We start from the raw sequence: 12,643 nt of genomic DNA, 5'->3' as shown, positions 1-12,643 counted from the left end.
CACAACTCGTTAAAACGAGTTATGGCAACTCGATGACCCCACCTGTAAATCCCGCTTCTCAGCCCGAATAACTCACTTAAAGACAACAACATACCATCTGAAACTTACCTTACTCCTCCCATTCCACCCCAACGAGTAAGGTATTTCCCATCGATGCCATTCAGAGGCATATACACCAGTGTAGGTTTAATCGGAATTTATTATATCTTCGCAGGCAAAATGCTCCACATGGTAGATTTCACTTGAGTTGGGGTAAGTCAATGGGTGGTATTAACAACCCATTTGGCAACCGTAACATCTCCATCTCAAGGATAGTTGAAAAGAAGAAAAGGATCTTTCCACAAACGTAGGCAAGGGGACAAGCTCACCCTTCGGTGGCGACTTCTTTGCTATCGCATATAATGAAAGCTGGCAAGGCTATAATCTCTCATGGTAACTAGAAACAAATGATGATAAAGAAAACAATCCTATGCACCCTAGGGCTCTTCTTCGGGCTAGGGATAGCTACGGCTCAGGTGCGTCAGAATGTCTTTGGCGTAGAGCTCGGATCTCATAATACTGCTCTATACGACCTCTCTCTGGGACGTCACTTCTCCGTCTCTACTCGCGCTGGATTTGGTCTAGGCTTAGGTTTTAGCACAAAGAAAGACGCAGAAGGTAAGCGTGTTGCATTCGGAGGCATTATTCCCTTCGCGAATATTGAGCCACGCTGGCATTTCTCAAGTAAGTCCTCAAGCGATGTGTATCATACAGGAGGTTACCTTAGCCTACGTTTCGGTGCGGACTGGGATCGAATGACACTCTTTGGCCCCTCCTATCCCAAGGGATATGATCGCCCACAATATACGCTCTCCTTTGGTCCCTACTTTGGTTGGATATTTGGCGTTACAGATAACAGCTACATACGACTCTCAGCTGGGATTGACTTCTTCCGAACCAAGATGAGCTACTCCAGTGGAGGGCATTACTGGAGAAGTAATAACACAGAGAGCCTCATTCCCATTGGGCTAGAGATGGTCTATGGTATTCGCTTCTAGCGATAGGAGGTACGAGACCCTCTCAACACTTCTATATAAAAGGCTCTCTTCTTAGCTAATCATAGGCGCGGGGCGGTTTCAAGGATTTGGATACCGCCCTGCGTGTATTCAGTTTTGTAGGCTTAGGGATGGGCGGGAAGTTCATGGGGGAAGGTGTCTCCCGTTTTAAGACAGAGTGGGGACAAAAGGACTGCGCTGGAAGAAGCCCCCAGAAGACAAAACACCTCCAGAGGCTCATACCGAAAGCCACAGAGCTTTCGTTCCTCTACGAGGGAGCCCCCTCTTATTGAAGACGGAGACAGAGAAGAAAAGGCAACGCCCCATGATGGATGACCATCATGGGGCGTTGCCTTTTGCTATTAGCTCCCTCAATGCGTAACGATGAATATGTAAGCCCGGGTGGCTACATACACCGACGGACAGAGGGAGGGGCTGTCAGAGGACTACTTCTTTGGAGCAGGCTTTGTGGTGCTAGTAGTTGCAGCAGATGTAGCCTTGATGCCTAGAGCATCCTTCACAGCTTGTGTCAGATCAAGTGCGGTGCTACCAGTGGCTAGTAGTGTACCAGACTCGAAGATATAGGCACAGCCCTGAGCTTCACAGACCTTGCTGATGGCAGTCGTTACCTTCGTACGGATAGGAGCCATGAGCTTCTCCTGCTCCTTCTGGATTTCTTCCTGCATCATCTGATAGCTATTCTGCGTGCGAGCTTCCATTTCCTGTAGCTCCTGCTGACGACGCTTCTTGATGACTTCGGTCATCGTAGCTTCTTCCTTCTGGTAGGCCTCTAGCTTCGTCTTCATCTCATCCTGCATGCGCTTGATTTCAGCATCATACTGCTTAGCTAGATCTTGGATCTTCGTGGTGGCAGCCTTCACGTCTGGCAGAGCCTCCATGATTACTGCGGTATTGACGATACCGATCTTCTGTTGAGCCTCAGCTGAGAGTGCAAGTGGGAGCATGAGGAGTAGTGAAATCAGAAACTTCTTCATTTGTTTGTCTTCTATTACGTTAATTGTTTTGTTACTTCAATTCGGGAGTTATCGGCTCAGTCCGAGCTTCGCTGTGATAGCCTCACTGACATCGAGTGCGGGGTCAGCATAGACAATCTTGGAGCTGGAGCGATCGATGATGATCTGATAGCCCTGAGTACGAGCTAGGTCCTTCATCGCAGCCCATACCTTATCTTGGATTGGCTTCATGAGGGATTCACGCTTCTTGAACAGCTCGCCCTCTGGGCCGAAATACTTACGTTTGAGTTCGTAAGCTTGCTTCTCGATCGATACAATGGACTCTTCGCGAGCCTTCTTCTGCTCAGCCGAGAGGAAGACGACATCACTCTGGTAACTCTTGTAGGCAGCCTGTGCCTTATTCTCAAGGGTCGTTACCTCAGTCTGCCACTTCTTAGACAGGTCCTCGAGCTGACGATTCATCATCTCATAGGCGGGATCCTTCTTGAGAATGTAGTCCATATCTACGAGGGCGATCTTCTGAGCTTCGGCTACACCTAGACCAAGGAGTAGGGCGAAGAGAAAAAGCATCTTCTTCATAATTTGCATACTTGATTAGTGAAACACTTTCGTGAGAGATACTATGCCCGAGGGAGGTGACTAGAGGTCACGCCCGAGGACGAAGTGAATGTTGCTACCACCACGCTCCTGGTAACCATTGGGGCGGTCGAAACCATAACCCCAGTCAAGCCCTAGTAGCCCAATCATAGGCATCATCACGCGTACACCTAGACCAGCTGAACGCTTGAGGTCAAATGGATTGTAGCGGCTGATATCTTGCCAGGCGTTCCCTGCCTCGGCAAAGGCCAGCACCCAAACCGTGGTGGATTGCTCAAAGATAAGTGGGTAGCGGAGCTCTAGGCTAGCACGCATGTAAGAGTACGCATAGTCGTAATTCGCACCTGCGATAGAGCCGTTCTTATAGCCACGTAGACCGATTGTCTCGTTCATATAGCTCATTGATCCCGACATCATATCCCCCCCCATATAGTATGTACCGAAGGGTGAACGCTTATACTTGTTGTAGCTATTGATAATTCCCCCTTCGAGGCGAGCCATGAGCACTGGCGTACGCTTGACTGTCGCAGGGTTCATCAGTGGAAGGAAGATCTTACCTGAATACTTCCACTTATGATACTCGATGAAGCGATAGCGGTCTGCCGTAGGTAGGGTTGGGTTGGAATAGTCCTTCTTATCGAAGAGTGAGTAAGGAGGCGTAAGACTTACCGAGAGGGAGAACTCTGAGCCACGACGAGTATAGACGGGATTGTCTATCGAGTTACGGTCTATGCGTAGCTCCACGTTGATGTCATTGGCACTACCGTGGTGGAAATTCTCAAACGTATTGTAGACCCAGTTATTAAGTCGGTAGTGGGTGTAGTTGAGTGACGCTGTAAGCTGGAACCAGTTGTCGGGCCAATTCAGACGACGACCATTGGCAATGGAGAGTCCAATTATGCTGAGTGACTTATCCGAGTCATACGCATTCTCGTAGAGTGTAGAAGCACCATCGTTATACCCATTGTTATAACGATTGTAACCATAGCCATAGCCTCCATAGCCGTAGCCATACCCATAGCCTCCGGGATAATATCCCGAGTTACGCATTTGACCGGAGTAGTAACGCTGGTCAATAGCTGTGGTACGAGAGTAGAACGCACTTACAGATAGGAGGTTCGGGCGCTTCTTACCAAACCAAGGATCACTAAAGGAGATGCTGATCTGATTGTAGTAACGTGCGTTGGTCTGACCTGAGATAGAGAGCTTCTGCCCATCACCCTGAGGAATAATCCCCTTATACATACTGGGGCGGAAGAGATTCTGTATAGAGAAGTTCGTAAAGGTAAAGCCAATCGATCCAATCAGCCCCGTTTGGCTCCAACCAATCGATAGGTTAAGCTGGTCATTGCTCTTGGGAGTTAGATCATACTCGATATCTACTGTCCCGTTCTGTGGATTTGGCACAGGCTTGGGGATGGACTTTTCGGCATCGAAGTGTCCGAGCTGATTGAGCATGCGGAAGGAGTTCATGAGATCCTCCTTGCTAAAGAGCATGCCAGGCTTGGTATAGAGTTCTCGACGAACGACATCTTCATACACGATATCGTTGCCTCTGATCTTTACCTTATCAATCGTTGCCTGAGGCCCCTCAGAGATACGAATGTCCAGCGAAACAGAGTCTCCATCGATATTGGTCTCTACTGGATCCACACCTGCGAAGATGTAGCCATTGTTGTAATAGAGGTTGCTGACAGCATCTTCGTCAATCGAGAGACGATTCTCTAGGCGCTTTTGGTCATAGACGTCACCAGAGCGAATCCCGAGGACTTGCTCTAGGACGCTGGCTGGATACTTGGTATTACCTACAAATCGGATGTCCTTGATGTAATACTTCTTCCCCTCATTCAGCTTGAGGTAAATATCAATCTTACGCTCACCTGGTACGGGTACGATGCTATCGGAGATTAGCTCTGCGTCTCGATAGCCGAATGCGTGGTACTTCTTGATGAGATTTTGTAAATCCTCTTTATAGTCTGCATCAACGAACTTCTTTTGCTTGAAGATCTTGAGCAGAGACGACAGGGCACGTCCTCTGGAAAAGGAGAAGCCTTCGTTAGTCTTCCCCATAGCCATACGTAGCTGATGAGGTGTGAGTGCCTCATTACCCTCGAAGTAAATATTACGCACTTTCGTCTTACCACTACGATCAATGTCGATTGTTAGATCCACATAGCCTTGCTGCCCTGCAGTGTTCGTTTGCTTGATGGACATACGCATATCGCGATAGCCCTTTTCGTCGTAATACTTCTTGACGAGCTGGCGGGTACGATCTAGCACATTGGGAGAGACCTGCACTCCCTTACGTAGTCCTGTACGTTTCTCGAGATCTTCACGATCACCCTTAGAAATTCCTGTGAAGGAGACAGCATTAATACGTGGGCGCTCTGTAAGTGCAATCTCGAGGAAGACCTTATTACCCTCATAGCGGCGTACGAGGACACGAGCATTCGAGAAGTACCCAGACTGTAGATAGCGATTGACTGCGGAGGTCAAGGCATTACCTGGGATCTGGATCTCATCGCCCACATTAAGACCTGAGAGGCTACTGAGGACGAAGTCATCGTAGCTTGTCGAACCTGTGATCTTGACCTCTGCGATGGTCTTAGTCACAGGGTGCTCGTAGCTCACCTTCGGATCTTGCACAACGGGGCCCGTGGTGACAGCAGTCGTATCAGACACCGAGTGTAAGGAGCGAGGCTTAGCGTTTGCTACGCCTGAGCAGAGCAGGCCGACCAGGAGAAGGAGGGCGGGGAGTCTATAGTGCATAGAGTCTATTATAGTCATCGGGGAGGGCTAGGGTCTAATCCTCCAGTTGTATCTGTTCACTTGTCTTGCCAAAGCGCCGCTCACGTGAGGCATAGGCGTCTAAGGCTTCTCGAAGGGCTTCCTTGCCAAAGTCCGGCCAATAGACGGACGAAAAGAAAAGCTCAGCATAAGCCACCTGCCACAGCAGGTAGTTGCTGATACGCTCCTCGCCCCCCGTACGTATCAGGAGGTCGGGATCGGGGAAGGAAGCTGTGTCTAGGTGACGGGAAAGCACATCCTCGTCTATGTCCTCTGGACGAAGGACTCCTCTCTGCACATCGCTCACGATGCCACGTACGGCACGCGTCAGCTCATCCCGTGAGGAATAGCTGAGTGCTAGGATGAGCGTAATCTGCTTGTTATGCTTAGTCTCCTCAATGCAGTCCATGAGGGAGCGACGAGCCTTCTCGGGAAGTCGCTCGAGATCTCCGATAGCACGTATGCGCACACCTTCCTTCATCAGGTCAGGCGTCTCAGAGTGAATGGCCGAGACGAGTAGCTCCATCAGAGCATCTACTTCCTCTTTTGGTCGTCCCCAGTTCTCTGTGCTAAAGGCGTAGACCGTTAAGTACTCGACACCGAACTCTGCTGCGGCACGAAGGGTGGCACGTAGTGCATCTTGTCCACGCAGATGTCCATCGGTACGAGGGAGGCCTCGTTGCTTTGCCCAGCGACCGTTGCCATCCATGATGATGGCCACATGACGTGGGATGAATGTTGGGGAGACTTGCTCTTGTCCCTCGTGAGGAGACATGATCTTTGACACGTTTTCCTTACTTGTTTTCTATCTAACGAGGCATTACCCTCTACAAATATACTTATTATATTCAGTTGCACCCTCTTTGGGGCGATTGGCTGAGGCTGATACTCACACCGAGGCTCCAATAGCCGTAGCTATCATACCCCTTCATGTTACCCGTCCTATTCAGGCGGAGTGGGTCAGCCATCCACTCTTCTTCTGCGGAGGTAATCTCCAGCCGATCCGTGAAGGTGCGCCGATGCACCCACGAGAGGCTAAGCCCCACTCGACTACTGAGCTTGTACTTCACTCCCAATACACCATAGAGGCTCGGTGTGATGAGCAGTGTTGGGCTTCCTTTACCCAATGCTAGCCCCACTCCTAGGCCTAGATAGGGTGTCCAAGACCGAGTGAGGAGATAGCGATACTTATCACTGTATGGAAAGAAGTTAAACTCTCCCCCAAAGGCTAAATCCCAAAGGCCTCGGCTGAACTTCTGGGTACGCCCGACCGGGAACGTATGCTCTCGTGCTACTCGCCCCTCCAGCCTCCTATAACCAAGCTCAGTCGTCAGTGACCAGCGCAGGTCTAGAAGATGGCGAAGCGAAACAGCTATGCTTGGAGCTTGTCTGCCCCATAGATTCGGGCTCAGATCCCCTACGTAATAGGCTGTCCCGACACCGAGACCCAGCTCGTAGCGGTACTCTTGTGCCTCTGCTCGCCCTAGGGTAAACAACGAGAGAGCAAGCACACATAGCCACAGCCTCCGTATCATATAGCATGCCCCCGAGCTACTGCAAGGGCGATGTGATTAGTTATGCTCCTCGCGTCGGATCGTTCCCTCATAGAGTACGGACGTACCGCCTGATACTCCGCGGATGAGGTAGATCTTCTTGGCATCAGCACCCTGCACAGCTAGTACAGGCGAAGAGGCGAAGTCTGTGGCCGTCAATCCTGCTAGAGCCACGGCACGCCCTGCCTCCCAGATCAACCCATTATCCGTAGAGATGTAGACGTATAGCCCTGTAGCTGTGGTCACGAAGCGATAGAGGCGTGATGTACCACGCTCTTGTATGATGCTCTCTTGGGTTAAGGCAGAGGGGAACCTGAGTTCGGTCGCTTGCTCGGCCCAGTCAATACCATTGGTCGTCAGCCAGCGACTAGTCGTCGCTGTGCCTCGTGACGTACGCCCACCCACGAGGTATAGGGTCGAGCCCACATAATCCTCACGGTCTCTGGTAAACGTGTATCCACCCTCCAGAGGGAAGGACTCCGGTGCCTTATGCCCCAGCTTCATCCCCTCGGTCGGCGTGTAGGTTGCGAAGACGTACTTCCCTGCTTGACCCGCTACGGGAGCCAGTAGAGCTAGACGCTCGGACTTCTCTCCCAGAGGTAGCGTACCGAGGATGCGTGTCACAGTGATGCCTGAGACCTGAGTCCAAGTTGTACTCATCGTTTGGTAGAGCTTGCCAGCAGAGGTTGTAGCATAGCGTGTATTACCCATACGAGCCACAGAGGTCAGACGCTCCCCCGAAGGAATCCCCGAGAATACCCCTACTGTCCACGAGGTCGGTGTAGCAGTGAAGCTATGCAGAGCATTTGTACCAGCGCTTGTAACAAAGTAGCAATCCGTCGTCGTACCCTCTACGATTCGCTCCGTAAAGGCCGAAGTGATGGCGGGGAGGTTTGTTGGACTTGCCAGTCGTTGCCAGCTGAAGGTCTGTGGGTCATTTGTGTACTTCGAGAGGTGTACTCGATAGATATATTCGTTGCCACTGCCTAGCTGTGGGTTCGTCACCTTGTTTCGCACCCGTACACGGAGCTCAGAGACACCGCTACTCAGGTCATACACCTTGCTCGCCTTCCACTCCTCGAAGGCTCCATTTGTACCGACTGCCACATCGATTTTTGTACCATCGGCATTGAAAGCGACGATGTTTAGCTTCACCTTATTCAGGGGCTGAGCGAAGGGCAGTGGCGAAGGGTTTGTGATCAACCCTTCTTCGGAGTTTCGAATGGAGAAGGTAACCCGCTCCAGAGCCGCCTTAGCTGCCTTATCCTCTGAGGACAGGCTGAAGGTACGGATCTGACCGTTGAATAGCTGCACATCCTGGAGTTCAGCCTTCTTGCTCTTACAGCTCGTGCTGAGTGCAAGGGTGCAGAGGGTAAGTGCGGGGATGAATAGCTGTGCGATGCGTCTCTTGCTCATGCTCCTTTATATAATAATATCGTTGAGAGTCTCTACTAAATAACGTACGAAGGTCTGTCTTTTGTCATCATGCCCCTATAAACTTCGCCACTCAGCGAACCCCATACAGACACGAGACTCCAAAGCAAACCTAATTTAAGCTCTGGAGTGCAAAGGTATAAAGAATTTACCTACCCCCAGCCAGCTTGCCACAAAGGTTGTTGAGACAGCTTCGCAAAGCACTCTGATCACCTTACCTCATGAAGGACGTCACACCGTCCTCCAATAGGGGAAGCACCCCCTCAAAATGTGCGTAGATAGGGCATTCCCAAGAGGCAAGGAACGACTTACCATAACTCGTCTGAGCGACTTACCATAAGTCTTTGGAGCGAGTTACCACAACTCTCAGAAGCGAGTTATGGTAACTCGCTAGCACGCCCTATATCTAGGCATTATCGGCCTTCTCCAAAAGACACTTTCAGCTCTCGAGGAAGATCGAGAGGAAGGGAAGGAAGAGGTGGGAGAGAAAAGTACAAGGAGAGGATGGGAATCAAGTATCTCCCACAAGGACGCCTAACAACAGGCGAGCGGGAACATGCACCACGGCATCTCGTGACGGCCTACACCATGATCTTCTTCACGCCAACGGGACAAAAAAAGACTGCCCCGATAGCGTATTAGCCATCGGGGCAGTCTCCTTATATAAGATTGATGCGTCTACTACTCTGCGCTCTCAGCAGCAGGAGCTTCGGCAGCGGGCTTCGTGCTACGGCGTGAACGACGTGTCTTAGGAGCAGCCTTCTTCTCAGCCTTTTCCTTCAACATGTTCTCATTGTAGTCCACAAGCTCGATGAAGCAAATAGCAGCATTATCACCTAGGCGGTTGCCCGTCTTGAGGATACGGGTATATCCACCTGGACGGTCTGCAATCTTCTCAGCAACGGGGCCAAAAAGCTCCTTGACAGCGTACTTATTCTGTAGCTCAGCAAAGACCACACGACGTGAATGCGTAGAGTCCTCCTTCGCGCGAGTCAGCAGAGGTTCGATATAGACACGTAGTGCCTTAGCCTTTGCCACCGTGGTAAAGATGCGCTTGTGAAGGATGAGCGATGCAGCCATGTTGCTGAGCATAGACTCACGGTGTGCCTTCTTGCGCCCGAGATGATTGAATTTCTTATTATGTCTCATCTTTCTAGTTGGTCATTAATCTAAATTGTACTTGCTAACATCCATACCAAAGTCGAGGCGCAGACGCTCCATGAGCGCATTGAGCTCGTCCATGGACTTCTTCCCGAAGTTGCGGATCTTCGATAGCTTCTCACGATCAAGGCAGACAAGCTGAGCAAGCGTATAGATATTACCAGCTCGCAGACAATTCTGTGCGCGAGCGGAGAGATCAAGCTCACTAAGCTCCTTCTTCAGTAGCTCGGTAACACGAGCCACCTCTTCCTCATCTCCATTGTCCTCTGGATAGAGGTCTTCCTCAAACGTGTCCTCTACCTCTACAGGCTCACCTGTGAAGAGACGGAAGTGATCGATCAGGATAGCCGCAGCCTCCTTCAACGCCTGAAGCGGATGAATGCTACCATCCGTCGTGATCTCAAGCACGAGCTTCTCATAGTCGGTCTTCTGCTCGACACGGAAGTTCTCAGCCCAGTACTTCACATTGCGGATTGGCGTATAGATTGAGTCAATCGCAATGGTCTGTAGCTCGTTCTCCTTCGCTGTTGCCACAGTCTTTTCATCAGCAGGGACGTAACCACGCCCCTTGTTGATCTCTAGCTCAATGGTCAGCGAGAAAGCCTCATCAAGATGACAGATGACAAGCTCAGGATTGAGAACCTCAAAGGCAGTAAGACGACCGTTGAGATCACCAGCGACAAACTCCTTCTTGCCAGAGATCGTCAAGCTGATCTTCTCCTCCGTAGCATCAGAGGAGAGTGGACGGAAACGTACCTGCTTTAGGTTAAGAATGATGTTAGTTACATCCTCCAATACACCCGGAATAGTAGCAAATTCATGATTGACACCTTCGATCTTGATGGTCGAGATGGCATAGCCTTCGAGTGAAGAAAGGAGTATACGACGCAAGGCATTACCAACTGTGGTACCATAGCCTGGCTCAAGGGGACGGAACTCAAACTTGGCGAATGAGTCCGTCGCATCCATCATGAGGACGTTTTCGGGCTTCTGAAATGCTAATATTGCCATGTGAGAGAGTTACTTATTATTACTTAGAGTAAAGTTCAACAATCAGCTGCTCCTTGATCTCCTCAGGGATATCCTCACGCGCAGGGGCACTAAGGAACTTACCAGAGAGAGAAGCCTGATTCCACTCCAGCCAGCTGTAGCTGCTGTGGCTACGACCAGCCAGTGAGTCGGTGATGACCTCTAAGCTCTTAGCCTTCTCACGTACACCTACGACCTGACCAGGCTTGAGCGTGTAAGAAGGAATATTCACTACCTGACCATCGACGGTGATATGACGATGAGAGACGAGCTGACGTGCAGCTGCTCGGGTCTTAGCGATGCCAAGGCGGTAGACGACGTTGTCGAGGCGACTCTCGAGGAGCTGAAGAAGGACTTCACCTGTAACGCCCTTAGTGCGCTGAGCCTTCTCGAAAAGGTTACGGAACTGACGCTCGAGTACGCCATAGGTGTACTTAGCCTTCTGCTTTTCCTTGAGCTGGATGCCGTATTCACTCGTCTTACGACGGCGGCTATTCCCATGCTGTCCAGGAGGATAGTTCTTCTTTGAGAGAACCTTATCGGCACCGAAGATAGGTGCACCGAGCTTACGGGCGATCTTTGATTTTGGACCTGTATATCTTGCCATTGTCTTCTTTTGTTTGGCAGTACGAGCGAGCCTCAGAGAGGTCGGTGATGCTGGGTGGTAAAGAGGAGAGGCGTGAGGTGAGACGGAGTGCAGCCGCGACCAGTTATGAGGAGAGGATAGATATATGAAAGTATAGCCGATCTATTCACTCGTCGTCTTTGCTCTAGTCTCCTTGCTCTTTACTTCTTGCTTCACGCTCCTGTCATCTGGAATCCCTAGTGAGATCTATCTGGCAGAAGCCTCTGCGTTGTACTGCTATCTATATGAAACTACTCTGTGGTCTAAAGCGACATCTTGTGATTAGACACGACGACGCTTAGGAGGACGGCAGCCATTGTGTGGCATTGGAGTCACGTCCACGATCTCAGTGACCTCGATACCTGCACCATGGATGGTACGGATAGCAGACTCACGTCCGTTACCTGGCCCCTTGACGAAGACCTTCACCTTACGCAGACCGAGGTCATAGGCGACCTTAGCACAGTCTTGTGCAGCCATTTGTGCAGCATATGGGGTGTTCTTCTTCGAGCTGCGGAAGCCCATCTTACCAGCGGATGACCAGCTGATAACCTGACCGTCGTTATTGGTCAGAGAGATGATGATGTTATTGAAAGAAGAATGGATGTGAGCCTGACCCACAGCATCGATCTTAACGACCTTCTTCTTTGCGACTACTTTCTTTGCCATATCAACCTCTATTACTTAGTAGCTTTTTTCTTATTTGCGACAGTCTTCTTCTTACCCTTACGAGTACGAGCATTGTTCTTTGTGCTCTGACCACGTAGAGGCAGACCGATACGATGGCGGACACCACGATAGCAACCAATATCCATCAGTCGCTTGATGTTTAGTTGTACTTCGGAGCGAAGGTCACCTTCCACCTTATACTCAGCGCCAATCACCTCACGGATAGCAGCCGCCTGATCATCATTCCAGTCCTTAACCTTGATGTTGCGATCGACTCCCGCCTTATCAAGGATCTTAGCAGCACTGCTACGACCGATCCCAAAGATGTAAGTCAAGGCAATTTCTCCTCGTTTGTTTTGTGGCAAGTCAACGCCAACAATTCTGATAGCCATACTTATCTTATTCGTTAATATATCCGATGGATGAGACTACCCCTGACGTTGCTTGAACTTGGGGTTCTTCTTGTTGATTACGTACAGACGCCCCTTGCGGCGAACGATCTTGCATTCGGCGGTGCGCTTCTTGAGTGATGCTCTTACTTTCATATCTATATAGCGTTATTTATATCTGAAGGATATGCGCCCTTTCGTAAGATCATAAGGTGACATTTCAACCTTGACCTTGTCCCCTGGGAGGATCTTGATGTAATGCATACGCATCTTCCCAGAGATGTGGGCGGTGATGACGTGACCATTCTCTAGCTCTACCTTGAACATTGCGTTCGAGAGTGCTTCGAGGATGACCCCATCGAGTTCTATCGCTGCTTGTTTCGGCATATTA

The 12,643-nt window shown here is 50.4% G+C and carries 15 protein-coding genes; 2 read left to right on the top strand and 13 right to left on the bottom strand.

Annotation, left to right across the window (positions count from 1 at the left end; genetic code table 11):
* Nucleotides 1-446: 446 nt before the first annotated feature.
* Entirely contained in the window at nt 447-1,037 is a 591-nt protein-coding gene (locus tag HMPREF0636_RS01575) for a hypothetical protein (RefSeq protein ID WP_044168012.1), read from the top strand.
* A gap of 443 nt (nt 1,038-1,480) precedes the next feature.
* Here the strand turns inward: HMPREF0636_RS01575 and HMPREF0636_RS01565 are convergent, their stop codons facing one another.
* From HMPREF0636_RS01565 to HMPREF0636_RS01540, 6 genes are all read right to left on the bottom strand, one after another.
* Nucleotides 1,481-2,029: an OmpH/Skp family outer membrane protein gene (locus tag HMPREF0636_RS01565; protein ID WP_005468203.1), complete on the bottom strand. Its 549-nt coding sequence runs from the start codon at nt 2,027-2,029 to the stop codon at nt 1,481-1,483.
* 48 nt (nt 2,030-2,077) lie between these two features.
* Entirely contained in the window at nt 2,078-2,587 is a 510-nt protein-coding gene (locus HMPREF0636_RS01560; RefSeq protein WP_044168092.1) for an OmpH/Skp family outer membrane protein, read from the bottom strand.
* Nucleotides 2,588-2,647: 60 nt separating this feature from the next.
* Entirely contained in the window at nt 2,648-5,374 is a 2,727-nt protein-coding gene (locus HMPREF0636_RS01555) for a BamA/OMP85 family outer membrane protein (RefSeq protein WP_248616853.1), read from the bottom strand.
* 34 nt (nt 5,375-5,408) lie between these two features.
* Nucleotides 5,409-6,167 carry an undecaprenyl pyrophosphate synthase gene (locus HMPREF0636_RS01550; protein WP_044168010.1) on the bottom strand — a complete coding sequence of 253 codons (759 nt, stop codon included), beginning with the start codon at nt 6,165-6,167 and terminating at the stop codon, nt 5,409-5,411.
* Between the two features lie 73 nt (nt 6,168-6,240).
* Nucleotides 6,241-6,927: an outer membrane beta-barrel protein gene (locus HMPREF0636_RS01545; RefSeq protein WP_052328693.1), complete on the bottom strand. Its 687-nt coding sequence runs from the start codon at nt 6,925-6,927 to the stop codon at nt 6,241-6,243.
* Between the two features lie 36 nt (nt 6,928-6,963).
* Nucleotides 6,964-8,361, bottom strand: coding sequence for a DUF6242 domain-containing protein (locus HMPREF0636_RS01540; RefSeq protein ID WP_044168007.1), 1,398 nt, complete (start codon nt 8,359-8,361; stop codon nt 6,964-6,966).
* Between the two features lie 522 nt (nt 8,362-8,883).
* Between HMPREF0636_RS01540 and HMPREF0636_RS08410 the strand changes: the two genes are divergently transcribed.
* The gene (locus tag HMPREF0636_RS08410; protein WP_155807263.1) at nt 8,884-9,021 is read left to right on the top strand and encodes a hypothetical protein; all 138 of its coding nucleotides are present in this window, start codon (nt 8,884-8,886) and stop codon (nt 9,019-9,021) included.
* A gap of 39 nt (nt 9,022-9,060) precedes the next feature.
* On the opposite strand, the gene rplQ is transcribed toward HMPREF0636_RS08410, so the two are convergent.
* The 7 genes from rplQ to infA form a co-directional block, all read right to left on the bottom strand.
* Nucleotides 9,061-9,528, bottom strand: coding sequence for a 50S ribosomal protein L17 (gene rplQ / locus HMPREF0636_RS01535; protein WP_005468196.1), 468 nt, complete (start codon nt 9,526-9,528; stop codon nt 9,061-9,063).
* Nucleotides 9,529-9,543: 15 nt separating this feature from the next.
* Entirely contained in the window at nt 9,544-10,551 is a 1,008-nt protein-coding gene (locus HMPREF0636_RS01530) for a DNA-directed RNA polymerase subunit alpha (protein WP_005468195.1), read from the bottom strand.
* A 19-nt stretch (nt 10,552-10,570) separates the two neighbouring features.
* The gene (rpsD, locus tag HMPREF0636_RS01525; protein ID WP_005468194.1) at nt 10,571-11,176 is read right to left on the bottom strand and encodes a 30S ribosomal protein S4; all 606 of its coding nucleotides are present in this window, start codon (nt 11,174-11,176) and stop codon (nt 10,571-10,573) included.
* A gap of 300 nt (nt 11,177-11,476) precedes the next feature.
* The gene (gene rpsK, locus HMPREF0636_RS01520) at nt 11,477-11,863 is read right to left on the bottom strand and encodes a 30S ribosomal protein S11 (RefSeq protein WP_005468193.1); all 387 of its coding nucleotides are present in this window, start codon (nt 11,861-11,863) and stop codon (nt 11,477-11,479) included.
* A gap of 11 nt (nt 11,864-11,874) precedes the next feature.
* Nucleotides 11,875-12,255, bottom strand: a complete 381-nt coding sequence (gene rpsM / locus HMPREF0636_RS01515; protein ID WP_005468191.1) for a 30S ribosomal protein S13 — start codon at nt 12,253-12,255, stop codon at nt 11,875-11,877.
* A 36-nt stretch (nt 12,256-12,291) separates the two neighbouring features.
* Nucleotides 12,292-12,408, bottom strand: a complete 117-nt coding sequence (ykgO, locus tag HMPREF0636_RS01510) for a type B 50S ribosomal protein L36 (protein ID WP_005468190.1) — start codon at nt 12,406-12,408, stop codon at nt 12,292-12,294.
* Nucleotides 12,409-12,420: 12 nt separating this feature from the next.
* On the bottom strand, nt 12,421-12,639 hold the full coding sequence (gene infA, locus HMPREF0636_RS01505) for a translation initiation factor IF-1 (RefSeq protein WP_005468188.1): 219 nt from the start codon (nt 12,637-12,639) through the stop codon (nt 12,421-12,423).
* Nucleotides 12,640-12,643: the final 4 nt, after the last annotated feature.

The organism is Porphyromonas catoniae ATCC 51270, from assembly GCF_000565015.1.
Taxonomy (GTDB): Bacteria; Bacteroidota; Bacteroidia; order Bacteroidales; family Porphyromonadaceae; genus Porphyromonas; species Porphyromonas catoniae.
Note: the sequence above shows the minus strand (reverse complement) of the source record. Positions and strands in the feature narration are given on the sequence as shown.